Source organism: Agromyces cerinus subsp. cerinus, assembly GCF_900142065.1.
Lineage (GTDB): Bacteria > Actinomycetota > Actinomycetes > Actinomycetales > Microbacteriaceae > Agromyces > Agromyces cerinus.
Genome location: NZ_FSRJ01000002.1, coordinates 706,269 through 731,076 on the forward strand (window position 1 = coordinate 706,269; position 24,808 = coordinate 731,076).

Annotated in this window: 32 protein-coding genes; 17 read left to right on the forward strand and 15 right to left on the reverse strand. The window is 71.7% G+C overall.

Annotation, left to right across the window (positions count from 1 at the left end):
• Window positions 1–177: 177 nt before the first annotated feature.
• The gene (locus BUR99_RS09210) at window positions 178–627 is read left to right on the forward strand and encodes a hypothetical protein (RefSeq protein ID WP_143231562.1); all 450 of its coding nucleotides are present in this window, start codon (window positions 178–180) and stop codon (window positions 625–627) included.
• 236 nt (window positions 628–863) lie between these two features.
• On the forward strand, window positions 864–2,333 hold the full coding sequence (gene cls, locus BUR99_RS09215; protein WP_074260329.1) for a cardiolipin synthase: 1,470 nt from the start codon (window positions 864–866) through the stop codon (window positions 2,331–2,333).
• A gap of 33 nt (window positions 2,334–2,366) precedes the next feature.
• Here the strand turns inward: cls and BUR99_RS09220 are convergent, their stop codons facing one another.
• From BUR99_RS09220 to BUR99_RS20425, 3 genes are read right to left on the reverse strand one after another with little or no spacing between them, the layout of a single operon-like run.
• Window positions 2,367–2,735: a DMT family transporter gene (locus BUR99_RS09220; protein WP_074260035.1), complete on the reverse strand. Its 369-nt coding sequence runs from the start codon at window positions 2,733–2,735 to the stop codon at window positions 2,367–2,369.
• A 1-nt stretch (window position 2,736) separates the two neighbouring features.
• The gene (locus tag BUR99_RS09225; RefSeq protein WP_074260036.1) at window positions 2,737–3,057 is read right to left on the reverse strand and encodes a DMT family transporter; all 321 of its coding nucleotides are present in this window, start codon (window positions 3,055–3,057) and stop codon (window positions 2,737–2,739) included.
• Window positions 3,058–3,088: 31 nt separating this feature from the next.
• Entirely contained in the window at window positions 3,089–3,439 is a 351-nt protein-coding gene (locus BUR99_RS20425) for a three-helix bundle dimerization domain-containing protein (protein ID WP_074260037.1), read from the reverse strand.
• 108 nt (window positions 3,440–3,547) lie between these two features.
• Between BUR99_RS20425 and BUR99_RS09235 the strand changes: the two genes are divergently transcribed.
• The 3 genes from BUR99_RS09235 (at window position 3,548) to BUR99_RS09245 (ending at window position 6,825) form a co-directional block, all read left to right on the forward strand.
• Entirely contained in the window at window positions 3,548–5,149 is a 1,602-nt protein-coding gene (locus tag BUR99_RS09235) for an MFS transporter (RefSeq protein ID WP_074260330.1), read from the forward strand.
• Window positions 5,150–5,230: 81 nt separating this feature from the next.
• On the forward strand, window positions 5,231–5,599 hold the full coding sequence (locus BUR99_RS09240) for a YciI family protein (RefSeq protein ID WP_074260331.1): 369 nt from the start codon (window positions 5,231–5,233) through the stop codon (window positions 5,597–5,599).
• On the forward strand, window positions 5,596–6,825 hold the full coding sequence (locus tag BUR99_RS09245; protein WP_074260038.1) for an RNA polymerase sigma factor: 1,230 nt from the start codon (window positions 5,596–5,598) through the stop codon (window positions 6,823–6,825). The genes BUR99_RS09240 and BUR99_RS09245 overlap by 4 nt, the downstream gene beginning before the upstream one ends.
• Before the next feature lie 20 nt (window positions 6,826–6,845).
• Here BUR99_RS09245 and BUR99_RS09250 read toward each other — a convergent pair whose 3' ends face one another.
• Window positions 6,846–7,919, reverse strand: coding sequence for a DNA polymerase IV (locus BUR99_RS09250; protein ID WP_455423299.1), 1,074 nt, complete (start codon window positions 7,917–7,919; stop codon window positions 6,846–6,848).
• A 92-nt stretch (window positions 7,920–8,011) separates the two neighbouring features.
• On the opposite strand from BUR99_RS09250, the gene BUR99_RS09255 reads away from it, so the two are divergent.
• The 4 genes from BUR99_RS09255 (at window position 8,012) to BUR99_RS09270 (ending at window position 10,266) form a co-directional block, all read left to right on the forward strand.
• Window positions 8,012–8,554, forward strand: coding sequence for a GNAT family N-acetyltransferase (locus tag BUR99_RS09255; protein ID WP_074260039.1), 543 nt, complete (start codon window positions 8,012–8,014; stop codon window positions 8,552–8,554).
• Between the two features lie 90 nt (window positions 8,555–8,644).
• Window positions 8,645–8,938 carry a DUF6412 domain-containing protein gene (locus tag BUR99_RS09260; protein WP_074260040.1) on the forward strand — a complete coding sequence of 98 codons (294 nt, stop codon included), beginning with the start codon at window positions 8,645–8,647 and terminating at the stop codon, window positions 8,936–8,938.
• Window positions 8,939–9,059: 121 nt separating this feature from the next.
• Window positions 9,060–9,884: a YidC/Oxa1 family membrane protein insertase gene (locus BUR99_RS09265; protein ID WP_074260041.1), complete on the forward strand. Its 825-nt coding sequence runs from the start codon at window positions 9,060–9,062 to the stop codon at window positions 9,882–9,884.
• Between the two features lie 106 nt (window positions 9,885–9,990).
• A complete protein-coding gene (locus tag BUR99_RS09270) occupies window positions 9,991–10,266 on the forward strand; it encodes a GlsB/YeaQ/YmgE family stress response membrane protein (RefSeq protein ID WP_074260042.1) in 276 nt (91 codons plus the stop codon).
• A 78-nt stretch (window positions 10,267–10,344) separates the two neighbouring features.
• Here BUR99_RS09270 and BUR99_RS09275 read toward each other — a convergent pair whose 3' ends face one another.
• A complete protein-coding gene (locus BUR99_RS09275) occupies window positions 10,345–11,094 on the reverse strand; it encodes a glutamine amidotransferase (RefSeq protein ID WP_074260043.1) in 750 nt (249 codons plus the stop codon).
• Window positions 11,091–11,810, reverse strand: a complete 720-nt coding sequence (locus tag BUR99_RS09280; RefSeq protein WP_074260044.1) for a LysR family substrate-binding domain-containing protein — start codon at window positions 11,808–11,810, stop codon at window positions 11,091–11,093. Before BUR99_RS09280 ends, BUR99_RS09275 begins: the two co-directional genes overlap by 4 nt.
• 132 nt (window positions 11,811–11,942) lie before the next feature.
• Here BUR99_RS09280 and BUR99_RS09285 point away from each other — a divergent pair, with 132 nt between their 5' ends.
• A complete protein-coding gene (locus tag BUR99_RS09285; protein ID WP_084183910.1) occupies window positions 11,943–12,323 on the forward strand; it encodes a DUF5997 family protein in 381 nt (126 codons plus the stop codon).
• A gap of 16 nt (window positions 12,324–12,339) precedes the next feature.
• Here BUR99_RS09285 and BUR99_RS09290 read toward each other — a convergent pair whose 3' ends face one another.
• A complete protein-coding gene (locus tag BUR99_RS09290; protein ID WP_074260045.1) occupies window positions 12,340–12,978 on the reverse strand; it encodes an alpha/beta hydrolase in 639 nt (212 codons plus the stop codon).
• Between the two features lie 36 nt (window positions 12,979–13,014).
• Between BUR99_RS09290 and BUR99_RS09295 the strand changes: the two genes are divergently transcribed.
• Window positions 13,015–13,596 (forward strand): NUDIX hydrolase family protein, encoded by a 582-nt coding sequence (locus BUR99_RS09295; protein WP_074260046.1) that lies wholly within the window; start codon window positions 13,015–13,017, stop codon window positions 13,594–13,596.
• A gap of 7 nt (window positions 13,597–13,603) precedes the next feature.
• Here BUR99_RS09295 and BUR99_RS09300 read toward each other — a convergent pair whose 3' ends face one another.
• Window positions 13,604–14,107, reverse strand: a complete 504-nt coding sequence (locus tag BUR99_RS09300; protein ID WP_074260047.1) for a GNAT family N-acetyltransferase — start codon at window positions 14,105–14,107, stop codon at window positions 13,604–13,606.
• 70 nt (window positions 14,108–14,177) lie between these two features.
• Between BUR99_RS09300 and BUR99_RS09305 the strand changes: the two genes are divergently transcribed.
• The 4 genes from BUR99_RS09305 to BUR99_RS09320 all read left to right on the forward strand — a co-directional run bounded on the left by BUR99_RS09305 (window position 14,178) and on the right by BUR99_RS09320 (window position 16,317).
• Entirely contained in the window at window positions 14,178–14,618 is a 441-nt protein-coding gene (locus BUR99_RS09305; RefSeq protein ID WP_074260048.1) for a helix-turn-helix transcriptional regulator, read from the forward strand.
• A 10-nt stretch (window positions 14,619–14,628) separates the two neighbouring features.
• Window positions 14,629–15,039, forward strand: coding sequence for a VOC family protein (locus BUR99_RS09310; RefSeq protein ID WP_074260049.1), 411 nt, complete (start codon window positions 14,629–14,631; stop codon window positions 15,037–15,039).
• 151 nt (window positions 15,040–15,190) lie between these two features.
• Window positions 15,191–15,817 carry an RNA polymerase sigma factor gene (locus BUR99_RS09315; protein WP_074260050.1) on the forward strand — a complete coding sequence of 209 codons (627 nt, stop codon included), beginning with the start codon at window positions 15,191–15,193 and terminating at the stop codon, window positions 15,815–15,817.
• A complete protein-coding gene (locus tag BUR99_RS09320; RefSeq protein WP_074260051.1) occupies window positions 15,814–16,317 on the forward strand; it encodes a hypothetical protein in 504 nt (167 codons plus the stop codon). The genes BUR99_RS09315 and BUR99_RS09320 overlap by 4 nt, the downstream gene beginning before the upstream one ends.
• Here the strand turns inward: BUR99_RS09320 and BUR99_RS09325 are convergent.
• From BUR99_RS09325 to BUR99_RS09340, 4 genes are all read right to left on the reverse strand, one after another.
• Window positions 16,314–16,871 (reverse strand): hypothetical protein, encoded by a 558-nt coding sequence (locus BUR99_RS09325; protein ID WP_074260052.1) that lies wholly within the window; start codon window positions 16,869–16,871, stop codon window positions 16,314–16,316. The genes BUR99_RS09320 and BUR99_RS09325 overlap by 4 nt on opposite strands.
• Window positions 16,872–17,258: 387 nt before the next feature.
• Entirely contained in the window at window positions 17,259–18,824 is a 1,566-nt protein-coding gene (locus BUR99_RS09330) for a DEAD/DEAH box helicase (RefSeq protein ID WP_074260053.1), read from the reverse strand.
• Between the two features lie 308 nt (window positions 18,825–19,132).
• The gene (locus BUR99_RS09335) at window positions 19,133–19,762 is read right to left on the reverse strand and encodes a DUF1684 domain-containing protein (RefSeq protein WP_074260054.1); all 630 of its coding nucleotides are present in this window, start codon (window positions 19,760–19,762) and stop codon (window positions 19,133–19,135) included.
• A complete protein-coding gene (locus tag BUR99_RS09340; RefSeq protein WP_074260055.1) occupies window positions 19,759–20,310 on the reverse strand; it encodes a hypothetical protein in 552 nt (183 codons plus the stop codon). Before BUR99_RS09340 ends, BUR99_RS09335 begins: the two co-directional genes overlap by 4 nt.
• 100 nt (window positions 20,311–20,410) lie before the next feature.
• Here BUR99_RS09340 and BUR99_RS20270 point away from each other — a divergent pair, with 100 nt between their 5' ends.
• Together BUR99_RS20270 and BUR99_RS09350 are read left to right on the forward strand one after the other, a co-directional pair.
• Window positions 20,411–21,664 carry a hypothetical protein gene (locus BUR99_RS20270; RefSeq protein ID WP_159440979.1) on the forward strand — a complete coding sequence of 418 codons (1,254 nt, stop codon included), beginning with the start codon at window positions 20,411–20,413 and terminating at the stop codon, window positions 21,662–21,664.
• 47 nt (window positions 21,665–21,711) lie between these two features.
• The gene (locus BUR99_RS09350) at window positions 21,712–22,284 is read left to right on the forward strand and encodes a 2-phosphosulfolactate phosphatase (RefSeq protein WP_074260056.1); all 573 of its coding nucleotides are present in this window, start codon (window positions 21,712–21,714) and stop codon (window positions 22,282–22,284) included.
• Window positions 22,285–22,288: 4 nt separating this feature from the next.
• Here the strand turns inward: BUR99_RS09350 and BUR99_RS09355 are convergent, their stop codons facing one another.
• From BUR99_RS09355 to BUR99_RS09365, 3 genes are all read right to left on the reverse strand, one after another.
• A complete protein-coding gene (locus BUR99_RS09355; protein ID WP_074260057.1) occupies window positions 22,289–22,900 on the reverse strand; it encodes a CGNR zinc finger domain-containing protein in 612 nt (203 codons plus the stop codon).
• 81 nt (window positions 22,901–22,981) lie between these two features.
• Window positions 22,982–23,479, reverse strand: a complete 498-nt coding sequence (locus tag BUR99_RS09360) for a SprT-like domain-containing protein (RefSeq protein WP_074260058.1) — start codon at window positions 23,477–23,479, stop codon at window positions 22,982–22,984.
• A gap of 82 nt (window positions 23,480–23,561) precedes the next feature.
• Window positions 23,562–24,791, reverse strand: coding sequence for a PQQ-dependent sugar dehydrogenase (locus tag BUR99_RS09365; RefSeq protein WP_234980802.1), 1,230 nt, complete (start codon window positions 24,789–24,791; stop codon window positions 23,562–23,564).
• Window positions 24,792–24,808: the final 17 nt, after the last annotated feature.

The following is a 24,808-nucleotide window of genomic DNA, read 5'->3' on the forward strand; positions in this document are numbered from 1 at the left end:
GCTCGCCGGGTCGCCTGTGTGGGAGGCGACGGGTCGGCGTGGGCGCCCCCCTGCGACAGGGGAAGCGCGCCCGCCCGATCATGTGAGCGAAACTCGCTATTTACTCCCACTCGGGGACGTGCCACAGTCGAAGTGGTGCTCGCGAGACGCGGGGGCATCACGATCGGGGATTCCATCATGCGAGGAACCAAGACGTCCGCCGTGCTCGTCGTTGCGAGCGCGCTGCTCCTCTCCGGCTGCGCCTCGGGAGGTGGCACACCGTCGACGGCGGTCGCCAGTGCGTGCGAGACCCTGCAGGACACGCTGCGGGATGTCGCGAACGGCGCCCAGAACGCCCTCAGCGGCGTCGGCACCCCCGCAGAGATCCAGGCCACGCTCGAGGACTACGGTTCGCGAGCCGCCGAACTGGCCGAGAAGGCCGACAACCCCGACGTGGCCGATGCGCTCGCCACCGTCGACGAGAAGCTCAGCGAGGCGGCGGCGTTCGCGGCGACCATCCCCACCGATGCCGAGGGTGAGCTCGCGCCCGACCCCGACGCGCTGGCCGAGCAGCAGGCCGCGATCCAGGAAGCGGCCGACAAGGTCAAGTCGGTGTGCGTCGAGCCCACCGAGACCTCGGGGTACTGAGTTCCCGAGCGAACCGGACACCGTCGATCCCCGAGAGGAACCGGCATCGATCGCTGCCGGGCACGCCGCGGGGTTTCATTCGATCCCGATGATGCGCCGTGCGTCCTCGCAGTGTCGAATGACGGCTGGGGTGTCGTCGGCGCCCACGCGGGAATCGCCCAGTCGGAAGGACTCACCATGTCCGATCGCTTCCATCGTCGGCGCGGCACGGATGCCTCGACACGAACGACGTGCTCGTGAACGATCAGTTCCCGATCATCGCCGGCATCGTGGTGGTGCTCGATCTCGGGATCCGCATCGCCGCGCTCATCATCGTTCCGCGCGATCGCAAGCCCACCGCCGCCATGGCATGGCTGCTCGCGATCTTCCTCATCCCGTTCGTCGGCATCATCCTCTTCCTGATCATCGGCAACTCGAAGCTCCCGAAGCGGCGAACCGAGCGACAGGCCGAGCTGAACCGGTTGATCGCCGAGCGAGCTGACGAACTCGACCTCCCCACCGACCGATCGACCTGGCCCGACTGGTTCATCGGTCTGACCCGGCAGAACCAGGACCTGGGAGCGCTGCCCGCAGTCGATGGGAACACCGCCGTCCTGATCGGCGACTACGAGGCGTCGATCGATGCCATGGCCGCGGAGATCGACACCGCGACGCGATTCGTGAACGTCGAGTTCTACATCGCCTCGTTCGATGCGACCACGAAGGGGTTCTTCGGCGCCCTGGAACGCGCGGTCCAGCGCGGCGTCCGCGTTCGCCTCCTCATGGACTTCATCGCGTCGAGGAAGGTGGCGGGGCACGACGAGACGGTGGCCGAGCTCGACCGGATCGGGGTGGGGTGGAGCTACATGCTGCCGGTCCGGCCGTTCAAGGGCCAGTACCAGCGACCCGACCTGCGCAACCACCGCAAGCTGCTCGTGGTCGACGGCCTGGTCGGCTTCATGGGATCGCAGAACCTCATCGACCGCACCTACAACTCGCCGAAGAACCTGAAACGAGGGCTCAAGTGGCAGGAGCTGGTGACCCGCGTCACCGGCCCGATCGTTCCGGCGATCAACGGCGTCTTCCTGTCCGACTGGTATTCCGAGACGGGCGAACTCCTCGGTGACGAGGCGCACCTTCGGGCATCGGATGTCGCACCCGACGTCTCGGCCGGGGCGCTCGTGTGCCAGGTCGTGCCGAGCGGTCCCGGCTACGACGACGAGAACAACCTGCGTCAGTTCCTCACCCTGGTCACCTCGGCTCAGCGCAAGGTGATCATCACGAGTCCGTACTTCGTGCCCGACGAGGCGATGATGTACGCGATCACGTCCGCGTGCAAGCGGGGGCTCGACGTGCAGCTGTTCGTCTCGGAGATCGGCGACCAGGGCTCCGTGTGGCACGCCCAGCGCTCGTACTACGAACCGCTGCTCAAGGCGGGTGTCGAGATCTGGCTCTATCCGGCGCCGTTCATCCTGCACTCGAAGCACCTCTCGATCGACGACGACGTCGCCGTGATCGGGTCGAGCAACATGGACATCCGTTCGTTCGCGCTCAACTCCGAGGTGACCCTGCTCGTGCGCGGTCGATCGTTCGTCGAGCAGATGCGCGCGGTCGAGCAGGGCTACCGCGATGCGGGGCGCCGGCTGACGCTCGAGGAATGGGAGAAGGAGCCCGCCTCGGCCACGTTCCTCGACGGCGTCGCGCGGCTCACCTCGGCGTTGCAGTGAGCGGAGCCTGCTCCGGGCGGGCGATCTGAGGCGTCACGAGTCGGAGGCCGGCGGCGCACCGGACGCCTCGGCGTCACGCTCTTCCCGGGAGTGCACGAGCTTCAGCCCGATCACGCACCCGATGATGCCGGCGAGGAAGATCACCTTCAGCACGCTCGCCGACTCGCCGCCGAAGGTGATCGCGTAGGTCACGGTGAGTGCGGCCCCGAGACCGGTCCACACGGCGTAGGCGGTGCCGATCGGGATGCCGCGCATCGCGTAGGCGAGGCCGGCCATGCTGCCGATGAGCGCCACGAAGAACACGATCGTCGGAACGAGGTTCGAGAACCCGTCGGAGTAGCCGAGGGCGGTCGCCCAGACCGCCTCGAGCACGGCGCTCACGATGAGGACGGGCCAGTGCACGTCAGGCCTCCCCGACGATCTTCAGTCCGATGACGCACCCGATGATGCCGAGCAGGAGCAGCACCTTCACGAGGCTCGCGCGCTCACCGCCGAAGATCATCGCGTAGGCGACCGTCAGCACCGCGCCGATGCCGACCCAGACGGCGTACGCGGTCCCCACCGGGATCGTGGTCATCGCGAAGGCGAGTCCGGCCATGCTGAGCACGAGGGCGACGACGAAGAGCACGGTCGGCCAGGGGCGCCGGAAGTTCTGCGATGCACCGAGCGCTGTCGCCCACACGGCTTCGAGCACGCCCGACGCGATCAGGATGACCCAGTCCATCGCGCTCCGTTCCAGATCTCCGCCGAGCCCCTCAGCTCGGTCCGCCGCCGAGGTCGCCGAAGAGGAAGCCGGACTCGCGCTCGCGCGCCTGCCGTTCGATCTCCATCGGGTCGAGTTCGACCGCGTCGGCGTCGTCGTGGCCGCGAGCGTCGCCGAGGGCCGCATCGGTGAACACCGGGGCGGCCGTCGCCTCCTGCTTCAGGCGCTGCTTCGCGGTGTGCTCGACGAGCACGGGAACGAAGTCGCGCACGGGATTGCCCTCGAGCTCGAGGTGGGCCGCCTCGACGACGGCGGCGATGTGGTCGCGGGGCAGATCGGGGAACCGGCCGACGAGCCGGTCGATCACCTCGCCGACGGCGCGCACTTCTTCCGTGTGGTCCATGTCGCAAGTCTCGCCCCAACGGTTCGCTCCATCAATACCCCGGGACTGTCGAGAACGGCGGGTCGTCTCCGACCACGGTGCATGGAGATCGACAGACAGGGGAACACGATGGCGTCGGCGACGACTCGAGCAGCGGAGACGACCCGCCGCGCAGGGCTGAGAGAGTGGTTCGGGCTCGCGGTGCTCGCGATGGCAGCCCTGGTGATCGCGATCGACACCTCGGTCGTGCTGCTCGCGCTGCCGAGCATCGCGGTGGAGCTGGGCGGCGACGCCAGTCAGCAGCTCTGGATCGTCGACGCCTACGGGTTCGCCCTCGCCGGGCTGCTCGTGGCGTTCGGAGGACTCGCCGACCGGTTGGGGCGGCGCCGGATGGCGATGCTCGGAGCGGCGACCGTCGCCATCGCGTCCGCCGTCGCGGCGTTCGCCCCATCGCCCGACGTGCTGATCGCGGCCCGAGCGCTCATGGGCGTCGGAGCGGCAGCGCTCACGCCGGCGCTCTACGGATTGCTGACCGGGATGTTCCGCGACGACCGGCAGCGCTCGGTCGCCCTCGGGATCTTCATGACGTGCCTCATGGGCGGCATGATCATCGGACCGCTCGTCGGCGGGGTGGCGCTGAGTTCGTTCTGGTGGGGTTCGGTCTTCCTGATCGCAGTGCCCGTCATGGCGCTCGTCTGCGCAATGCTCCCGTTCGTGGTCGGCGAGGGAGTGGACAACCGCGGAGACGGCGCCGGAGACGGCGACGGCGACGGCAACGGCAAGGAACCTCGTGCGAACCCGCACCGTCGCCGCATCGATGCCGTGAGCGTGCCGCTCTCCCTCCTCGCCGTGCTGCCGATCGTCTTCGGGCTCAAGGAGTCGGCGCGGGTCGGCATCCAGTGGGCGCCGGTCGTCGCCATCGTGCTGGGCGCGTGCTTCCTCGTGGCGTTCGTCCGACGGCAGCAGCGGCTCGCCGACGACCCGCATCACGAGCCGCTGCTCGACCTGTCGATGTTCCGAAGGCGAGGGTTCAGCCTGGTTCTCGTCAGCCTCTTCCTGATGACGATGCTCACCGGTCCGCTCATGATGCTGAACACGCAGTACTTCCAGCTGGTCGCGGGCGCCGACGTGCTCACGGCCGGCCTGCACACCGTGCCGCCCGCGATCGTCGGAGTCGTCGGATTCGTCATGATGCCGCTCGTGGCGCGGCGCATCCGTCCCGGGTTCGTGATCGGCGCCGGGCTGGCGCTGACGGTCGTGGGGCTGCTGGTCATGGCGCAGATCTCACCGTCGACCGGCCCGTGGCCGCTCATCCTCGGCTTCAGCCTCGTGAGCTTCGGCGCCGCCCCGCTGCCCACGCTCGGAACCAATCTGATCATCGGCTCCGTGCCGCTCGAGAAGGCCTCGTCGGCGGCCTCCACCTCGGAGACCAGCGGACAGCTCGGCTACGCCCTCGGCATCGCCGTGCTGGGCAGCATCGTCACCGCCGTGTACCGGTCGCAGATGACGACCTCCTCCGAACCGGGCACGGCGGCGGCCGGCGCCGTCGAGAGCCTCGCCGGTGCGGTCGACCTCGCCGTGTCGACGGGGGACGACGTGCTGCGAGCGGCCTCGGCTGCGGCGTACTGCTCAGGCGTTCAGGCATCGGCGCTGGTCGCGGCCGTGATCATGGCGATCCTCGCCGTCGTGACCGCCGTCCGACTGCGTCACATCGAACGATTCGAGCGATAGCGTCGAGAACGAGCCCTCGACTCCGACCACAGGATGACGCGGCACCGGGCCGCCTCGATGCACGACGAAGGAGAACGAATCGTGAAGTACCTGATCCTGATGCACGTGGACCCCGTGGTCCTCGAATCCCTGACCGCCGAGCAGCAGCAGGCCATCGGCGCCGGCCACGAGGCGTTCATGGCCAAGACCACCGAGACGGGCGAGATGCTCAGCACCCACGCGCTCGGGGCCCCGAGCCAGTCGAAGGTGGTGCGCAGCCGGAACGGCAGGCCGGAGACCGTCGACGGCCCGTTCGCCGAGACGAAGGAGTTCATGGGCGGGTACTACCTGCTCGACGTCGAGTCGGAGGAACGCGCCATCGAACTCGCCAAGGAGATCCCGGACGCGAGCATCGACGGCCTCGCGCTGGAGATCCGGCCCGTGATGTTCTCGGCCGGAGCGGACATGTGAGTCCGACCCCGCACGAGGACCTGTTGCGCGCACGCGCGCCGCAGGTCCTCGCTGCGCTCCTGCGCCAGTACGGCGTCGGTCAGTTCGACGTCTGCGAGGACGCCGTGCAGGAAGCGCTGCTGGCGGCGCACCGTCAATGGCCCGAGGGCGGGGTTCCCGACGACACCTTCGCGTGGCTGTTGACGGCGGCGAGGCGACGGATGATCGATCGCATCCGCAGCGACCACCACCGGCGCGATCGGGAGCGCAACTACGTCGAGCTGCGGCATCCGCTCTCAGACGCGACCGTCGTCCAGACCGACGACAGTGTGCAGCTCCTCCGCCTGTGCTGTCATCCGGTGCTCACCCGTTCAGCGCAGGTCGCGTTGACGCTCCGGGCCGTGGCGGGGCTCACCACCGCTCAGATCGCCCATGCCTACCTCCTCCCCGAGGCGACCGTGGCCCAGCGGATCAGTCGTGCCAAGGCTCGCATCCGTGCGGAGGGAGCCGGCTTTCCGCCCCCGCTCGGGCCGGGCGACCGGCTCGACCCGGTGCTCGATGTCGTCTACGTGATGTTCACCGAAGGTCACACCTCGAGTGCCGGCCACGACGCCAACGACCTCCGCCTGAGCGACGAGGCGATACGCCTGGCCGGGTTGCTCCATGCCGAGCTGCCAGACCAGGTCGAGGTCGCCGGGCTGCTCGCGCTGATGATGCTCACCGATGCGCGTCGGGCCGCTCGCACCGACGCGAACGGCGCGCTGATCCCGCTCGACGAACAGGACCGCTCGCTCTGGGACCGCGACGCGATCCGCGAGGCCACCGACCTCCTCGACACCGCGCTCGTGCAGGCCGCGCCCAGCGCCCCGGGGCCGTTCGCGATCCAGGCGGCGATCGCGGCCCTGCACGATGAGGCCCCGAGCACCGAGACCACCGACTGGCCGCAGATCCTCGCCCTGTACCGCCTGCTCGAGCAGACGAGCGGCAACCCGATCGCCACCCTCAACCGCGCCGTCGCCGAGGCGATGGTGCACGGGCCCGAAGCCGGCCTGGCCACGGTGGACGCGCTCACCGGGAGCGGGGAGATCCCCGACCGGAGACGCCTCTCCTCGGTGCGCGCCCACCTGCTCGAGCGTGCGGGCCGGAGCGCGGAGGCGGTCGACGAGTACCGCGACGCCGCCGGCTTGACGCTCTCGATCCCCGAGCGCGACTACCTGCTCGCGCGGGCCAGGCGACTCGACGGCTGAGGTCACCGAGCGCGGCCGGGCTACCACCCGCCGCGGGTCGGTGTGTGCCCGTCGCGCGCGTCGGCGGGCATCGTCATCTCGGCGCGCAGCCCGAGCAGGCGGATCGGCCGGTCGGGTTCGATACGGCCGACGAGTTCGAGCGCGCGTTCGAGCACGACCGCGCGGTCGCTCGTCTCGGCGATCTTCTTCGTGAACACCTTGGTGATGAACGGCGCGTAGCGCACCTTGAGCGTCAACCCGATGACGGGCCGGCCCTCGGCGGCGACGTCGTCGAGCACGTGCGCGGCCAGCTCGCGCACGCCGTCCTCTACCTGCGAGGGCTCCGTGAGGTCCTGCTGGTAGGTCGTCTCCCGGCTGTGGCCGCGAGCGACCCAGGGCGTGTCGTCGACCATGTCGGAGCCGTCGCCCCGACCGAGCTCGGCATACCAGGGGCCCATTCGCGGCCCGAACTCGGCGGCGAGCGCATCGGGATCGGCCGCGGCCAGTTCGGCGACCGTCGTGATGCCGAGGTCCGCGAGCCGCCGCGAGATCTTCGTGCCGACGCCCCAGAGATCGATCGTCGGCCGGTCGCCCATCACCGCGAGCCAGTTCTCCACGGTGAGCCGGAACACCCCGCGAGGCTTGCCGAACCCCGTCGCGACCTTGGCCCGCACGAGCGTGTCGCCGACGCCAACGCTGCAGTGCAACCGGGTGCGGTCGAGCACGGCCTGCTGGATCCGCCGGGCGTACGCCTCGGGGTCCGCGGTCTCGACGCCGACGAACGCCTCGTCCCAGCCGAGCACCTGCACGATCGCGCCGGGCTGCACGCGCAGGGTCGCCATCACGGCAGCGGATGCCTCGGCATACGCCTCGGCGTCGACCGGCAGGATCACGGCATCCGGTGCCTTGCGGGCGGCGATCCGCAGCGGCATCCCCGAACCGACGCCGAACTCGCGCGCCTCGTACGAGGCGGTCGAGACGACGGCCCGTTCGCTCGGGTCGCCGCGGCCCCCGACGATGACCGGCTTGCCCGCGAGTTCGGGGCGCCGCAGCACCTCGACGGCAGCGACGAACTGGTCGAGGTCGACGTGCAGCACCCATGACGTGCGGGTCACCCCACCAGTCTGCACCGGTTCCGCCGGTGTTAGCGTGGTTGACCGGCCCCGCGGCATCCGTCGCCCGGCATCGGAGGAAAGCGAGCAGACGCGTGCAGCAACCGGTCGATCTCGGCGACGGCCTCGTGTTCCGAGAGCTCGCGCCCGGCGATGGTCCCGCGCTCGCCGCGGCATACTCGCGCAACCGCGAGCACCTCGCGCCCTGGGAGCCCGCTCGCTCAGAGGCGTTCTTCGACGTCGAGACGCATCGCCGCGATGTCGAGGCCACGATCGTCCGCTTCGAGGCGGGGCTCGCGGTGCCCTTCGTCATCGTCGACGGCGACGAGATCGTGGGCCGCATGAACCTCTCCGACATCGTCCGCGGCGCCTTCCAGAACGCCCACCTCGGCTACTGGATCGACGCGCGGTACAACGGCCGAGGACTCGCGACGATGGCGGTCGGCCTCGCCGTGCACGCCGCGCGGGGCATCGGCCTGCACCGGGTGCAGGCCGGCACGCTCGTGCACAACGCCGCGTCGCAGGCGGTGCTCGCGCACAACGGCTTCGAGCGGTTCGGCCTCGCCCGTCGCTACCTGCGCATCGCGGGGGAGTGGCAGGACCACGTGCTCTTCGAGCGGCTGCTCGACGAGGAGTGACGCGCCGGTGTTAGCGTGGAGCCACGGAGGCGCGGCACCCGCGACCCTGCGAACGCACACCGAGACGCACCACCGCAGAGAGGAGTCGACATGATCGACCTCCTCGTCGCGCTCTTCCGCGTCGCGCAGGCCTCGCTCGAGATCGCACTCGCCTCGAACGCGCAGATGTCGGTCGTGCTCGTCGGCGTCGTCGGCGCCGCCGCGGTCGCCGTGGTCGTCGTCGCCTGCCAGTCGATGCCCGCGATGGTCGCGGCCGACGCGAGCGGCGCCGCCACCCGGTTCCGCCAGACGGCCGATCCGTGGCGGCTCCTCGCGCAGAGCGACCCCGACGCACCCGGGCGTGCGCGTCCCCGGGCTCCGACACGCGGCCACGCGGCCGCGTAGCGACACTCGACCGACCCGCACGGCGCCCACCGGCCCGTGCACCGCCCATTCGGGCGTGCCCTCGGCGACTCCTCGCGGCCAGACGGATCCAGTCATCCCTCTCGACCGCAAGGAACCCCTCATGGACCTCTACGCCTTCCCGCCCATCGCGGGCCTCCTCGACGGCGCCCACGCCGTGCTCATGGCCCTCGCCGCCCTGCTCGAACCCGTCATCGGCATCGCCAGCGCCGCGGCGGCCGTCGTGCTCGTCACCCTGCTCGTGCGCGCCGCGCTCATTCCCGTCGGCATCTCGCAGGCCAAGGCCGAGCAGACCCGCTCACGCCTCGCGCCGAAGCTCGCCGCGCTGCAGAAGCAGCACAAGGCGAACCCCGAACGACTGCAGCGCGAGACCATGAAGCTCTACGGCGACGAGGGCACGACGCCCTTCGCCGGCTGCCTGCCGATGCTCGTGCAGGCGCCGATCGTCGGCGTGATCTACGCGCTCTTCATCCTGCCCACGATCGCCGGGCACCCGAACGCGCTGCTCGAGCAGACCTTCTTCGGCGTGCCGCTCGGCTCGAGCCTCGCGGGCCAGATCGCCACAGGCACGCTGACCCCGGCCGCGCTCGTGGTCTTCGGCGTCGTGATCGCGGGCATCGCGGTCGTCGGCGAACTCACCCGCCGCGTCTTCCAGCCGAAGCCGCCGGCCGGCGGGGCCGGCGGGGCCGTCGCCACGAGCCGAGCGGATGCCTCGGCGCCGAACGATCCCGCCGCGGCATCCGCTGCGCTGCTCGCCGGGCCGGGCATGGCCCGCGCCCTCGGCGCCCTGCAGTTCATCACCGCCGTGATCGCGGTCTTCGTGCCGCTCGCCGCGGCGCTCTACCTGTTCGTCACGGTCGCCTGGACGCTCGGGCAGCGCATGCTGCTGCGCCGTCGCTACCCGCTCTTCGCGGCGAGAACGGCCTGATCCGCGCGGCATCGGCGAGATATCGCATCGACGCCACGCGGGGCAAGGGGCTTGCACCAGCCCATCCGCGGTGGTTTCGTTGGGGTATCGAACGAAGGAGCACATCATGAGTTTCCTCGCGTTTCTGATCCTCGGCCTCATCGCCGGCGCGATCGCCAAGCTGATCCTGCCGGGCAACCAGGGCGGGGGATGGTTCATGACCCTGCTGCTCGGCGTCGTCGGGGCCCTGCTCGGAGGCTGGATCGGCAGTGCCCTCTTCGGTGTCGGCATGGACCAGTTCTGGGACCTCGGCACGTGGCTCCTCGCCATCGCCGGCTCGATCATCGTGCTGCTCATCTGGGGGCTCATCACCCGGGGGCGCAACAAGAGCACGGCCGCGTAGCCCCACCGCGCGATCGACCGCCGCGTGTCGGCCGGGTGCGACACAGGACGCACCGCCGGCACGTGGCGCAGTCGCGCGTCAGCCGCGCGCGGGTTCGCTCGCGAGTTCGGCGAAGCGGCGGAGCATCCGCTGGGGTTCGGTGACGGATGCCGCGGCCAGACGCTCGCCCACCTCGCGCAGTTCGCTCGCCGGGAAGTAGCCGTGGTGACGGTAGACCTGCGCGCGGGCGATGAAGTCGGCCGTCGAGACCTCGGGGTGGAACTGGGTCGCGTAGACGCGCGTGCCCACACGGTAGATCTGCACGGGGCATGCCGCCGACGACGCGAGCAGCACGGCGTCGCCGGGCAGTCGGCCGGTGGCCTCCTTGTGCCCGACGAGCGCGTCGAACCGCTCGGGCAGCGCCCCGACCAGGGGGTCGGCCGCGCCCGCATCGGTGAGCCGGATCTCGACCGCCTGGGCGTCTTCGCCGTAGGCGGTGCCGACCTCGCCGCCGAGCAATCGGGTGAGCACGCCGATGCCGTAGCAGGTGAAGAGCAACGGGAAGTCGACGGCGAGCGCCTGCTCGGCGAGGCGCGTGAGGTCGGCCTCCACCCGGCGCTGCACCTCGTGCTTGCCCGTCTCTGGGGTGGTCACGTTGAACGGGCTGCCGCCGACGACGATGCCGGCGAACGAGTCGAGCGAGAGATCGCCGATCGGGTCGACGTCGAGTCGCACGTGCTCGAGGCGGTCGGCGTCGACGCCCATGGCGCGGCGCACCGACTCGTACTCGGGCCCGACGGCCTCGACCTCGGGGCGTGCCGAGAGGAAGAGGAAGGGCTTCGAGCTCATCGACCTCTCCTGCGGCTGCGCTGCTTGGCGCCCGCTCCGGTGCGCGGCGCCGGGCGGCCGCCCTTGGCGCCGCCCTTCTTGCCCTTGCCCTTGCCGTCGCCCGACTTCGCCGCCGCGGCCCGTCGCTCGGCGGCGGCGAGCTTCGCCGCCTTGGCGGGCTTCATCGGGGGCGGGTCGTCGGCCGAACCACGCGAGCTCTTGGCGCTGCGGCCGCGGACGACGGCGACGAACTGCTGGATGTCGGCGTCGTCACGCTCGCGCGGCCAGACGAGCGAGATCTGCGTCGGCGGCGCATCCGTCACCGGAATCGCGACGACGTCCTTCCGGCGGTGCAGGCGGGCGACCGAGTGCGGCACGATCGCGTGGCCGGTGCCGGCCGCGACGAGTTCGATCGTCATGGCGGGGTCGTCCTGCACCGGGGCGAGGGTCTCGCCCTCGAGGTCGGCGAGCGTGAGCGACTCGGCCTCGGCGAGCGGATGCTCCTTCGGCAGCACGACGACCGCGAGCTCCTCCCAGAGGGCCACGGCGTGCATGTCCTCGGTGTCGACGGGCAGGCGCACGAACGCGATGTCGGCCTCGCCCGCGACGAGTGCGTCGAGCTGCTCGGACTCCTCGACGACGATCGCCTCGAGGGGCAGATCGGGGCGCAGGTCGTTCCACACCCGAAGCCATTTCGACGGGCTCACCCCGGCGACGTAGCGGAGTCGCAGTGTCACCTCGGCCCCCGTTCCCCTGCAGCCGTGTTCAGCCTGCTCCCAGCGTAGACGATGGCCGACGGGCTCCCGGTGGGCGGAAGCGCCGAGACGGGATACGGTGAGGGAGTGAGCCAGTCGAAGAACTCCCAGACCATGAAGGCGGAGACCGCAGCCAAGAAGCTCGGGATCCTCCTCGAGGCCGCTCCCGAGGAGTTCCGCGAGGGGCTCGTCACGCGCGACGAGCTCGCGGCGCTCATGGCGGAGCCGCCCGAGTGGCTCGAGGTGCTGCGTCGCGAAGGCCCGCACCCGCGCACCGTCGTGGCCGCGAAGCTCGGCATCTCGAACTCCGGTCTCGCACGAGGCGGCGTGACCGACCCGCTCACCTCGGCCGAGATCAAGGCGCTGCTCGAGGCGCCGCCCGCATGGCTCGTCACCGAACGTGCAACACAGGCCGCCGTGCGCGCCGAGAAGATCCGCGTCGCCGAGCGCGACAAGGAGCGCGAAGCTCGCCGCAGCGGCGGCTCGGGAGTCTGATCCGGCCGGCTGCGCGTCAGGCGTAGCGCGCGGCGAGGAACGCCGCGGCATCGGCGAGCTCGAGCTCGGACACCGAGTGGCCGAGGCCCTCGTAGATGCGCTCGTCGAGCGACGAGTGCGCGGGGAGCCACGCCTGCGTGCGGGCGACGGATGCCGCGGGGATCACCTGGTCGACCGTGCCGCGACCCCAGAAGACGGGCGGCAGGAGCTGCGACATCCGCTCGTCGCCCGTGCGATCGCCCGGGAGGGCGAATCCGGCGAGACTCACTGCGAACGCGAAGCGCTCCGGCGCGCGGCGCAGCAGCTCGATCGCCATCGCGCCGCCCTGCGAGAAGCCGAGGAGGCCCACCGACGACGCGTCGGGCGCGACCCGGTCGAGCCAGTCGATGATCGCCGTGACCGAGGCGTCCGCGCCATCGATCGACAGCTCGACCCCCTCGTTCATGAGCGGGAACCACGCGTGCCCGTACCCCGTGAACGTCGGGGCGCGGAGCGAGGCGACCGCCGGCGACAGCGGCAGATAGGGCGCCAGGCCGAACAGGTCGCCCTCGTTCGAGTTGTAGCCGTGCAGCAGCACGAGGAGCGGACGACCCTCACGGTCGGCCGCTGAGGCGGACCACAGCACGGCCTCATCGTCGATCTGCACGTCGGTCATGGGGTCAACGCTAGCGCGGTGGGGCAGAATCGAGGCATGAGCGTACGCACCCCCGACCCGGACTGGAACCCCGACGACGAACCCGTCGTCAGGCCTCCGGCGAATCCGGGGTGGCTGACCGACCTCGAACTCGCCGAGGTGCGGGGGAGGCTGCCGCTGCTCTACGTCGAAGCGGTGCCGGTGCGGGTCGACGGGCTCGGCCAGGTGACCGAGGTCGGCGTGCTGCTGCGTGCGAACGCCGTCGGCGAGATGACCCGCACGCTCGTGTCGGGCCGCGTCATGTACGGCGAGACGATCCGCGACGCGCTCTTCCGCCACCTCGAGAAGGACCTCGGGCCGATGGCGTTCCCGCTGCTGCCGGCGAGCTCGGTGCCGTTCAGCGTCGCCGAGTACTTCCCGATGCCGGGCATCACGCCGTTCACCGACGAGCGCCAGCACGCGGTGTCGCTCGCGTTCGTGGTGCCCGTGACCGGCACCTGCGAGCCGCGCCAGGACGCGCTCGAGGTCACGTGGATGACCCCGGCGGAGGCCGTCAGCCCGAGCGTCGCCGCCGAGATGGAGGGCGGGCGGGGCGCGCTCGTCAAGCAGGCGCTCGCCTCGGTGGGCGCGCTGCGCTGAGGCCCGCCTAGCGGACCAGGCGCACCTCGTGGATCTCCTCGCCGAGGAACGGCACGTCTTGCGCGGCGCCGTCGGGCGTGAAGCCGTTGCGCGCGTAGAACCGGTGGGCGCGCGGGTTGTCTTCGGCCACCCAGAGGTAGCCCGGGCGGTCGCCGCACGCGGCGTCGAAGAGCTTCTGGCCGATGCCCGTGCCGTGGTAGGCGTCGAGCAGGTAGATGAAGTAGAGCTCGCGCTCGCGCGGGGGGTTCTCGTCGCGGGCGGGGCCCGAGCCGACGAAGCCGACGATCTCGCCGTCGACGAGGGCGGCGAACTGGTTGTACTCCTCACCGCGAGCGGCCATGTGGGTCCACAGCTCGGCCATGCGGCGGGGGGAGAGGTGCTCGAACGCAGCGGCGCTGATCAGGTGGTCGTAGGTCTCGTGCCAGCAGGTCGCGTGAACGCGGCCCAGGGCCTCCACATCGGAGTCACGGATGGGACGGACGACGACTTCGGCAACGACTTCGGTGCTCATGCCCCGAGACTAAGCCAGCATGGGCGTCGCGCGAAATCGAGCGACGGATGCCCGGTGCTAGCGTTGGTGCATGACTCCGCAGGAGCTCGAGAACTTCGTTCATCTGCGCCGCGCCCGCGACCTGATCGATCGCGAGTACGCGAAGCCGCTCGACGTGCCGACCATGGCGGCACGTGCGCTCATGTCCCCGGCGCACTTCTCGCGCCGCTTCCGGGCCGCCTACGGCGAGACGCCCTACAGCTATCTCATGACCCGGCGCATCGAACGCGCCATGGCCCTGCTGCGAGGCGGTGCCAGCGTCACCGACGCCTGCATGGCCGTCGGCTGCACCTCGCTCGGCTCGTTCAGCTCGCGATTCACCGAGATCGTCGGAGAGACCCCCACGTCGTACCGCAGTCGTGACCACGCGGCAGTCGACGCCATGCCCCCGTGCGTCGCGAAGACCTGCACCCGTCCGGTGCGGGGTGCTCCGAGCAGGAACGGAGAAGCGAGCGGTGACGCCGCGGCGTAACGTCGCTGCCATGACCATCGCACTCCAGTACACCAACGTCACCGTCAACGATGTCGACGAAGCCCTCGCCTTCTACCGCGACGGCCTCGGCCTCGAGGTGCAGAACGACGTGGCATCCGGCGATCACCGCTGGGTCACGCTCGGCAGCGCCGCGCAGCCCGGCCTCGGCATCGTGATCTCCGACCCGCACGCCGGCCGCTCGCAGGCCGACGGCGACGCGATGCAGGAGCTCCTCGCGAAGGGCGTGCTGCCGATGCTCGTGTTCCGGTCCGACGACGTCGACGCGCTCTTCGAGAAGGTGAGCGCCTCGGGCGCCGAAGTGCTGCAGGAGCCGATCGACCAGGCCTGGGGCCCGCGCGACTGCGCCTTCCGCGACCCCTCGGGCAACACGGTGCGCATCTCGCAGATGCTCGCCGCCTGACGGGTCGGAGCGGCAGCCCGGCGGAACCCGACGGGACCATCCGGACATACCACTGTGAGCGAGGTGGTCCTGCGGAACCCGCCTCAGACGGGGAGCACCGAATGGAGTACGGCGACGCACGCGCGCGACGCCCGGTTAGGCTGGCTCGACCATGGTTGACGACGCCCGATCCGACGCGGCGCTCTGGCTCGAGGCCACCTCGGGTACGGAGGCGTCGTTCGGCGTCGTCTACGACCGGTACCGCGCGCGCATCTTCCGCAAGGCGTATTCCCGGGTGCTCGACCGCACCGACGCCGAAGACGTCGTGGCCGTCGTCTTCCTCGAGGCGTGGCGCCGCCGCCGCGACGTGCGGTTCGTCGACGGTTCGCTCCTGCCCTGGCTTCTCGTCGTGACCACGAACGTGTCGCTCAACAGCGAGCGCTCGGGGCGGCGCTACCGACGTCTGCTCGCGAAGCTGCCGGCCGCCGAGCACACGGTCGACCCGAGCCAAGAGGTCGGCGACCGTCTCGACAGCGAGCGGATGTCGCACCAGATCACGGCCGCACTGCAGCGACTCAGCGCGAGCGACCGCCGCATCGTCGACCTCTGTCTCGTCGACCAGCTGCCGATGGCCGCCGTGGCGAGTGTGCTCGACCTCCCGGTCGGCACCGTGAAGTCCCGACTCGCGAGGGCGCGCGCGAAACTCCAGGCGGAACTCGGATCACTCCGCGACCCCGGTGAGACGTCCACGCCCTCGACGACGGCGGCGGCGAGCGACGACGCGGAGGTGACGCGATGACCCAGCCCGAGATGCGTCCCGAGCGGGATGCCGCGATCCGCGCGATGCTCATGGAGCACGCGCGCACCGAGCCGGTCGCGCAGGCGAAGCGCCGCCGACGCCGAGTGCTCGGATGGAGCGGCATCGGCGTGCTCGCGATCGGCGTCGCGGCGACCGCCGGCGCGGTGCTGCTGCAGCCGACGGAGGTGTCGAACACCGAGCTGGTGCTCTGCATGACGCAGGACGAGCGGGGCGCCGACGGCGGGTACCCCGGTTCGTCGGCCACGATCGCCTCGCCGAGCGGCGCCGGTCGCGTCGCCGACGCGGTCGGGCTCTGCAGGCTCATGTGGGAGCAGGGCGTGTTCGACGACACGTTCGACCCGACGGCGGCGAGCAACCCGCCGGGCCGTGTACCCGACGAGCTGCAGGCCTGCGTCCTGGCGGACGGGACCGCCGCGGTCGTGCCGTCGTCGAATGCGTCGATCTGCGCGGCGCTCGGACTCGCGCCGCTCGACGACTAGCCGAAGGTGCCGGTCGGGCGGAACACGATCGACTTCACCTGATCGTTGAGACCGCCGATTCCGCCGCACCACGGCGTGCAGTTCAGGCGCGATCCTCCGTACCCGGTCGCGCCGTAGAGGGTCACCCAGCACCCGTGGGCGCCGCCCGCCGAACTGACGTTGTTGCTCCAGCCCGAGGGCATGCTCGAGAAGCCGAACACGACGCCGTAGCATCCGCTCGATCCCCAGAACGTGAGGCTGGATCCGCCGCCGTTGCTGTTGGAGTAGACCGTTCCGAGCGAGGTCGAGGCGGCGGCGAGGGCGCGCCCGGATGCATCGGCGGTGCCGATCGCGTCGAGGTACCGCTCGACGCCCTCCGGCTCTGGGAAGCAGACGGGGGCCGACGGCGCGGCTCGCTCGCCCACGGCCCGCACCTCCACGGCGCAGTGCTCGGCGGCGGCGGCCTTCGAGCCGGTGCCGATCGTCTCGGCCGCGGCTGCGGGCGAGACCGCACCGAAACCGGCGAATACGAGTGCGGCCGCGAGTGCGGCGCTGATCATGTTGATGCGAGGCATCGGGTCTCCTCTTCAGTCCCGCCCGGGCGGCGGTCGTGCACGGATATGTCCGACACGGCCCGGCGAGTTCCCTCGAATCCCTTTCGGATCCGATGGAACCGAACCGTGCGAGCCGGACATACCCCTGTGAGCGATGGAGGCTGCGGATGCGACGGATGACGATGCTGACGACCACGATGATCGCTGCGGCAATGGCTGCGGCGGTCGTCATCGCGCTCGTGGTCGGCGGCGACATCGGGAGGGTGATGTTGTCGGGCAGCTGACCTTCGCGCCGCCATGTCGCCGGTGCCGGCCCGTCGGGGGACTCTGGCCGGCATCGCCGGGATGGCGGCGCGAACACGAACGGCCCCGACGAGGGAACTCGTCGGGGCCGTTCAGCGTCTGGGGCTAGCCCTGGGCGCGGCGGTTGCCGCGCGAGTTGCCCGAGGGCGAGACGAGGCTGCCGACGCGCAGGGGAGCCTTGCCGCCCGAGGAGCGGTTGGAGGTCGAGCGCTGCGCGCCCGTCGTCTGCGCGCCGCGGCCCTGGCCACCGCCCTGCTTGGGCGCGTTGGCACGTGCCTCGGCGGGGCGACCCGAGCGGTCGCGACGGGGTGCGCCGGCGACATCCGACTGGCCGGCGTTGCCGCCACGGCCGCGGCCGCGGCCCTGACCGGCACCCGTGCGCGCCTCGCCGCCGCGCTCGTCGCGAGCGGCGCGCTTGCGCTGCGCGTTGGCGCCCTGCGAACGGCCGCCGCCGCCCTGCTGCTGGGTCTCGGCGCGCGGAGCCGGCTTCACGTACGGTGCGACGTCGCCGACGAGGGCGGTCACCGACGGCGAGGTCGCGGTGACCTGCTGCGGGGTGACGGTGATCGCGGCCTTGCGGAGCAGGGTCTTCAGGTCCTGCTTCTGCGCGGGCAGGCTGATGGTGACGACGTCGCCCTCGCTGCCGGCGCGGGCCGTGCGGCCCGAGCGGTGCAGGTACGCCTTGTGCTCCATGGGCGGGTCGACGTGGATCACGAGCTCGATGGCGTCGACGTGCACGCCGCGGGCCGCGACATCCGTGGCGACCATGACGTTGGCCGAGCCGTCGGAGAACGCGGCCAGGTTGCGGTCGCGCTGCGGCTGCGAGAGGTTGCCGTGCAGATCGACGGCGGGGATGCCCTGCTCGGTGAGCTTCTTCGCGAGCTTCTTGGCGTGGTGCTTCGTGCGCATGAAGAGGATGCGGCGGCCGGTGCCCGACGCGAGGGCCTTCACGAGGTCGTTCTTCGCGTCGACGTCGGCGACCTCGAAGACGTGGTGGGTCATCGCGGCGACGTGCGAGGTGGCCTCGTCGACCGAGTGCAGCACCTCGTTGTGGAGGAAGCGCTTGACGAGCTTGTCCACGCCGTTATCGAGCGTCGCCGAGAACAGCAGGCGCTGGCCGTCGGAGGGGGTCTTGTCCATGATGCGCGTGACGACGGGGAGGAACCCCAGGTCGGCCATGTGGTCGGCCTCGTCGAGCACGGTGATCTCGATCGCGTCGAGGGTGACGAAGCCCTGCTTCATGAGGTCTTCGAGGCGGCCCGGGCAGGCGACCACGATGTCGACGCCGGCGCGCAGCGCCTCGACCTGGCGCTTCTGGTTGATGCCGCCGAAGATCGTCGTGGTCTTCAGGTCGTAGGCGGCGGCGAGCGGCGCGAGCACCGCGTCGATCTGCGTGGCGAGCTCGCGGGTCGGGGCGAGCACGAGGGCGAGGGGGCGGCCCGGGCGGCGACGGCCGCCGGCGAGCGAGGTGCCGAGGCGCGCCACCATGGGCAGCGCGAAGGCGATGGTCTTGCCCGAGCCGGTCTTGCCGCGGCCGAGCACGTCGCGTCCGGCGAGCGTGTCGGGCAGCGTGTCGACCTGGATCGGGAACGCGGTGGTCTTGCCGTCGGCCGCGAGTACGGAGACGAGGGGGGCGGGCACGCCGAGCGTGCTGAAGGTGATGTCGGTCACTGGTGCCTTTCAGGGCAGAGCACACCGCAGGATCGAGTTTTCCGTGAAACGGAAGGGTGAGACCCGGCGGTGGGTATTGGCGAAGGCGCCGGTCGGCGCATCCGTTCGCCGTATGAGAGTCACGGACCCCTGCGCGATTTCAGTATCTACAGCGCACAGTGTCCGGAAAGCGTTTCTACGACGCAGGCGGCGCGATCATCGCGCACACCGAGAGACAGTCTAGCGGATGACCCGCTGTGCATGCCCTGAGCGGCCGGAACCGCCCTCGTGGCGGGCCCGGGAGACGCCGCGGTCTCGAGATGCTCGGGTCAGCGCGGCATCCGCTCGCCGACCGGCACCTCGTGCCGCAGCGTGTTGCCCGGCTGCGCCAGCGGGCACGACCACGAGGGGTCGTAGGCGCACGAGGGGTTGTAGGCGAAGTTGAAGTCGATGACGAGCGAGTCGGGGTCGGCACCCGGCCCGAGATCGGCGCCCTTCACGGTGTCGATCAGGTAGCGCCCGCCGCCGTAGGTGCCGCCGGGGGTGCCGGCGAGCGAGTCCTTGACGGGCACGAAGAGTCCGCCGCCGTAGCCCGTGAGGCGCCACACGTCGAGCGTGCCGAGGTACGGCACGCGCACCTCTCCGACGAGCGAGAACGGGATCGCGCCGTCGCTCGCACTGTCGACGACGAGCCGCATCGGCTCGGACGCCCGGCGCACCTCGAGTTCGAACCGCCAGTCGGGGTCGTACCGAGCGACCGTGAGTCCCGTGAAGCTGGCGCGGTCGTCGGGAAGCAACGGCGATTGCGGATGCCCAGCGAAGAGCTCATCGCGGGCGGACTTCCACAGCTCGTGCCCGGCGGCGGGGGAGTGCACGCTGAGCTGGCGCACGCCCGAGTAGAGGCCGAAGACGCGCCGGCGCCAATCGGCGAGCTGGAGGGCGGCGATCGAGTCGGTCATGATGCTCCCCCCGCTGCGCCGGTTCGCCGGGCCTGCTCGCCGGCAGCGGCATCGGCATCCGCGGTGCCGGGCGGATCGAACCGCCAGGTCGGCGCGAGCTGTCGCAATCGCATGCCGCGCCACTGCCAGAACGCCCACGTCGGATACCACGCGAGCGCGTCGAGCGGCCCGGCGCTGGCGAGCAGCTGATCCCGATAGAGGGTGCGGCCGTCGGGCAGCGCCGAGACGGCCATGCGGTGGTCCCACGCGTCGAATGCGGAGAACACGCCGGTCTCGGCCCCACCGCCGTCGCGGAGCATGCGGACGCCGGCGGGCAGCCCGCCGGGGCTCGTCAGGTCGACGCGCTCCTCACCGGCCGGGAACCGGCGGAAGGCGAGCACCCGCAGCCGATGCCGTCCGTCGGGCCACGTCGTCGGCAGTCCGTCGGGCTCGAGCGACTCGAAGTCGAGCCATGGGGCGACGACCTCGCGCAGCACCGCCGGACTCCGGAGCGCCCGCCACGCGGCATCCGGTGTGCAGTCGAGCGTGAGTTTCAGGAGCACCCGCATGAACCGACGGTAGTGCCGCCGGATGCCGTCGCCAAGCGCCGCGCCGGATTCGAAGCCGGCACTCGGTGTGCGCGAACCACGAACGCCTAGACTCCCGCACATGCCCGACGGTCTCTGGTGGTTGCCCTCCCTCCTGGTCTTCGCCGCAGCCGCGGCGGCGCTCATCGGCGGCGTCGTGGCCTTGCGCCGGGGCGGGGCGCGACGCGAACGCGCGGCGCTCGCCGCGGGTTCGGCCGCCGAAGTGCGGGCCAAGGGGCTCATCGTGCAGGCCGACAACGCCGTGCGCGACGCCGAACGCGAGCTCGCGTTCGCCGAGGCGCAGTTCGGCGCCGACGCGTCGCGCGGATTGCGCGGGGCGATCGGCTCCGCCCGCACCTGGATGCGCGAGGCGTTCATCCTGCAGCAGCGGCTCGACGACGCCGATGCCGATTCGGCCGCCGAGCGCCGCAACTGGACCACCCGCATCGACGGGCTCTGCACCTCGGCGATCGCCGCGCTCGACGACGCCGAATCCGCCCTCGCCGGCCGCCGACGCACCGAACGGGGCGCCCATGCCGAGCTGCCCGCCCTGCGTGCGCAGGCCGAGCGGCTCGGCCGCCGACGCGTCGAGGCCGAGGCCATGCTCGGCCGACTCGCCACCCGCTTCGCGGAGTCGGCGCTCGCCACCGCGCGAGGCGCGGAGACCCGGGTCGATGCCGCGCTCGCCGCCGTCACGGCCGCGCTCGTCGAGGCCGAGGCGAGGCTCGCCCGCTCGGAACCGGCTGCTGATCTGCTCGGCACGGCCGCCGACGGGCTGGGGCGGGCGGGCCGCGACCTCGACGAGATCGACGCGCTCGAGCTGGCGCTCGCGAAGGCGCAGGCGGACGCCTCGGAGGAGGCCGCCGCGCTCGACGGCGAACTCGTGGCCGCACGACGGGAGCGCGACGCCCAGGAGGACGCCGACGCCGCCGAGGCGCTCGGCACGGCGATCGGCACGGGATCGGCCGCGATGGCGGATCGGCCGGCACTCGCCGGTGACCCGTTCATCGACCGTGACCGGCTGCGCGCGTGCCGCGATCGGCTCGAGGTGGCCCGTGCCGCCGCGCGCAACGCGCAGGGCCGGCTCGACGGTGCTCGGGGTGCACTCGGTGGCGCGCTCGCGATCGCCGAGAGCCAGCTGCGCGTGGCGCGAGCGGCGATCGAGCGCGGCGGCCACCCCGTGGGCGCCGATGCGCGCACCCGGCTGGCTGAGGCCGAGCGCCAACTCGTGATCGCCCACCAGGAGCCCGACCCGGTCGCCGCGCTCGACGCGGCACGGCGGGCCGCCTCGCGTGCGAGCGACGCCGAGGCGCTCGCGCTCTACCGCGGGTTCTGAGGCGTCGTGGGCACGCCGACGGCGTGCCCACCGGATAGCCTGTGCGGGTGAACGAGCCGAGCCCTGATCCCGCTGCGCAGTCCAAGTACCAGGTGCGGTTCGACTGGGGGCGGCGAGGCGCGGGGCGCATCGCCGAGGGCGTGCGCCTCCTCGTCTGGGTCGACGTGCTGCCCGGCACCGGGTCGTTGCCGAGCGCGTCGATCGTCGGCCTGGCGCCGCAGCGGGCGGCGGTGCTCGAGTCGGGGCTCGTCGACGCATCGGCGACCGCACGGTGGATCCTCGCCGAGCAGGAGCGTCTGGGTGAACGCGCGTTCATCGCGATCGTCGCTGCGGGCGACGCCGAGGCGGGTTTCTCGGCCGACGACCTGCTCGGCGCCGGCGCGGTGATCGACGCCCTCGCGGCGCTCGGCATCGACGACTCCTCGCCCGAGGCCGCGGTCGCCGCCTCGGCGTTCGGCGGACTCCGCCGTGCGGTGCGTCACCTGACGTCGGCGTCGGCGTCCGGTCGGGCTGCGTCGGCTGCCGGCATGAGCATCGGCGAGCTGCACGACGCGGCGGCGCTCGATGCGAGCGAGGCCGCGCGGGTGCTCAGGGGCGGCGCCGAGGCATCCGTCGACTGAGTCGTCAGGCTGCCGCGCGCCCGGCCTTGCGAGCTCGGTGCGCACGCACCTTCGCACGGTTGCCGCAGCGTTGCATGGAGCACCAGCGGCGGCTCGCGGCACGCGACGTGTCGAGGTAGACGACGTCGCAGTCGGCGCCGGAGCAGCAGCGGACGCGCTCGGTGTTGCCCGGCGAGAACAGGTCGACGGCGTCGCGCGCGATCGTCGAGAGCGCCTGTGCCACGGTCTGCACCGAGCGCCCCGCCTGGCGGGTGCCGCCGGCGAGCGACGGGGGAACGTCGGGTGTCGCCGCGTAGAGGTTCACGAGGTCGATATCGGACGGGCGCACCGGCTCGTCGTCGCTCACGGCGACCGCCATGCGGCTGATCGCGTCGCGCAGGGCGATTGCGTCGAAGAGGTCGCGCGATCGCGCCGCGCCGACGGCGACGGGGAAGCGTTCGTGGAGCCAGCGCGTGAGGTCGTCGGGCGCGTGCAGCTGTTCGTCGACGCGGAGCCCGCCGATCTGGCCGGTGTAGGCGAAGTCGAGCGCGAACGAACCCGAATCGAACCACCAGCGAACGCCCTCGGCGGTGGTGAACCACTGCCCGACGGGTATCGAGACGGTTGAGACGGGCACGCCACCAATCTAGCCGGTGCCGGCGGGCCCTTCCGACGGCGTGCCGGAGCGCACGGGGCGCATGCGCGCACCGGCATATCTTCAGCCGCTCGCGGCGCTCGCAGCCCGGCGGCGCACGGCCGCGGTGATCTCGCGACGGCGCCACACGATGAGGTTCGCACGGTCGAACCCGCGTCGGCACAGCCCGCAGCTCAACTGCCGCTGCGGTTCGCGGTACCGGAAGTGCTCGTGGCCGGCCGGGCATCGCCCGACCCACGGAGCCAGCTCATGGGCGACCTCGCCGTCATGGGTGCGGCGGCCGACGTAGCCGAGCCCCGAGGCGACGGTAGCCCACTTCGGACCGTGCCCGGCGCGCGGACCGGCGAGCGCATGCGCGACCTCGTGCAGCAGGATCTGGTGGATCTCGTCGTCGTCGTAGCGGGCGGCGAGGTAGCGCGACACCGAGATGCGCTTCTCGGTGTAGTTGCAGAGGCCGGCGCGCTTCTTCGCGTTGTCGAACTCGAAGCTCCACGCGGCGGCGTCGAGATGGAGCACGATGAGGGCTTCGGCCCATCGTCGCACCCGCTCGAGATCCGCCATGGAACAGAGAATAGTCCCGACGGGGGTCACCGGGGAGGAACCGGCGGCCCCCGATCGGGTGGCGGATTCCGCCGCGCCGCGGTCAGCCCGCTGCGGCGAGCGGCACCCGGTAGAGCCGGTCGTCGCCCTCGGTCGGCGAGCCGCGTCCGTCGGTGTTGTTCGTGATGAGCCACAGGGAGCCGTCGGGGGCGGCCGCGACGTCTCGGATACGGCCGAGGTCGCCCGCGAACCACGGCGCCGCCTCGAGCGCGCCGCCGGTGGTCGCGGGCGCGATCGTCCAGACGCGCTCCCCGCGCAGGGCCGCGAGGAAGAGCGTGTCGCCGATCACCGCGAGCCCGCTCGGGCTCGCCTCCGACGTCGACCACTGCATCACGGGGTCGACGAACCTCGGGTCGCCGGCGACGCCCTCGACGATCGGCCAGCCGTAGTTGGCCCCGCGCGAGATGAGGTTCAGCTCGTCCCAGGTGTTCTGCCCGAACTCGGCGGCCCACAGCTCGCCGTTGGCGTCCCAGGCGATGCCCTGCGGGTTGCGATGCCCGAGCGACCACACGGCGTTGCCGAACGGATTGCCGGGCGCCGCAGCGCCGTCGGCCGTCACCCGCAGGATCTTGCCCGACAGCGACCCGGGGTCCTGCGCGGCGTCCCGGTTGCCGGCGTCGCCGCTCGTGACGTAGAGCAGTCCATCGGGGCCGAAGGCGATGCGGCCGCCGTTGTGGTTCGTGCCGCCCTTGGGGATGCCGGTGAACACGGCCTCCGGTGCACCGAGCGCGAGTGCGCCGGGCGCGCCGGTGAGCGGCAACCGCACGACCCGGTTGTCGGATTCGGCCGTGAAGTACGCATAGACCCGGTCGGTTCGCTCGCCGTCGCCCGGCAGGAACGCGAGCCCGAGCAGCCCGCCCTCGCCGCCGGCCTCGACGCCGGGCACGGTGCCGGCCACGCGATGCGAACCGTCGGGCAGCACCTCGACGATGTCGCCTCGGTCGCGTTCGCTGACGAGCACGCCGCCGTTCGGCAGCACGAGGATCGACCACGGCGCGTCGAGCTCGGCGGCGATCGGCTCGGGAGCGCCGGCGGGTTGCAGCACGGGTGGCGGTGGCACGGGCGTTGCGGGCGGAACCGTCGACGGCGGCGCCGTGCTCGGCAGCGGCGTCGGGGTCGGCAGCGGGGGAGCGGGCGTGCAGCCTGCGAGCGGCGTCAGCAGCGCGACGGCCAGGATCATGCCGGCAGCGGATGTCGCGCGCCCGACGGCCGGCGATCGTCGCCGTGACCGCGCGCCGAGGCCGCCACCGTGCGGAACCCGAGTGCGCGCCATCCCGTCCTCCTCTCTCC

Coding starts and splice junctions, on each gene's coding strand:
- BUR99_RS09210 (WP_143231562.1), top strand. CDS start 178: ATGCGAGGAACCAAGACGTCCGCCGTGCTCGTCGTTGCGAGCGCGCTG.
- BUR99_RS09225 (WP_074260036.1), bottom strand. CDS start 3,057: ATGGACTGGGTCATCCTGATCGCGTCGGGCGTGCTCGAAGCCGTGTGG.
- BUR99_RS20425 (WP_074260037.1), bottom strand. CDS start 3,439: ATGGACCACACGGAAGAAGTGCGCGCCGTCGGCGAGGTGATCGACCGG.
- BUR99_RS09235 (WP_074260330.1), top strand. CDS start 3,548: ATGGCGTCGGCGACGACTCGAGCAGCGGAGACGACCCGCCGCGCAGGG.
- BUR99_RS09260 (WP_074260040.1), top strand. CDS start 8,645: ATGATCGACCTCCTCGTCGCGCTCTTCCGCGTCGCGCAGGCCTCGCTC.
- BUR99_RS09265 (WP_074260041.1), top strand. CDS start 9,060: ATGGACCTCTACGCCTTCCCGCCCATCGCGGGCCTCCTCGACGGCGCC.
- BUR99_RS09270 (WP_074260042.1), top strand. CDS start 9,991: ATGAGTTTCCTCGCGTTTCTGATCCTCGGCCTCATCGCCGGCGCGATC.
- BUR99_RS09275 (WP_074260043.1), bottom strand. CDS start 11,094: ATGAGCTCGAAGCCCTTCCTCTTCCTCTCGGCACGCCCCGAGGTCGAG.
- BUR99_RS09285 (WP_084183910.1), top strand. CDS start 11,943: ATGAAGGCGGAGACCGCAGCCAAGAAGCTCGGGATCCTCCTCGAGGCC.
- BUR99_RS09290 (WP_074260045.1), bottom strand. CDS start 12,978: ATGACCGACGTGCAGATCGACGATGAGGCCGTGCTGTGGTCCGCCTCA.
- BUR99_RS09295 (WP_074260046.1), top strand. CDS start 13,015: ATGAGCGTACGCACCCCCGACCCGGACTGGAACCCCGACGACGAACCC.
- BUR99_RS09300 (WP_074260047.1), bottom strand. CDS start 14,107: ATGAGCACCGAAGTCGTTGCCGAAGTCGTCGTCCGTCCCATCCGTGAC.
- BUR99_RS09305 (WP_074260048.1), top strand. CDS start 14,178: ATGACTCCGCAGGAGCTCGAGAACTTCGTTCATCTGCGCCGCGCCCGC.
- BUR99_RS09310 (WP_074260049.1), top strand. CDS start 14,629: ATGACCATCGCACTCCAGTACACCAACGTCACCGTCAACGATGTCGAC.
- BUR99_RS09315 (WP_074260050.1), top strand. CDS start 15,191: ATGGTTGACGACGCCCGATCCGACGCGGCGCTCTGGCTCGAGGCCACC.
- BUR99_RS09320 (WP_074260051.1), top strand. CDS start 15,814: ATGACCCAGCCCGAGATGCGTCCCGAGCGGGATGCCGCGATCCGCGCG.
- BUR99_RS09325 (WP_074260052.1), bottom strand. CDS start 16,871: ATGCCTCGCATCAACATGATCAGCGCCGCACTCGCGGCCGCACTCGTA.
- BUR99_RS09335 (WP_074260054.1), bottom strand. CDS start 19,762: ATGACCGACTCGATCGCCGCCCTCCAGCTCGCCGATTGGCGCCGGCGC.
- BUR99_RS09340 (WP_074260055.1), bottom strand. CDS start 20,310: ATGCGGGTGCTCCTGAAACTCACGCTCGACTGCACACCGGATGCCGCG.
- BUR99_RS20270 (WP_159440979.1), top strand. CDS start 20,411: ATGCCCGACGGTCTCTGGTGGTTGCCCTCCCTCCTGGTCTTCGCCGCA.
- BUR99_RS09360 (WP_074260058.1), bottom strand. CDS start 23,479: ATGGCGGATCTCGAGCGGGTGCGACGATGGGCCGAAGCCCTCATCGTG.
- BUR99_RS09365 (WP_234980802.1), bottom strand. CDS start 24,791: ATGGCGCGCACTCGGGTTCCGCACGGTGGCGGCCTCGGCGCGCGGTCA.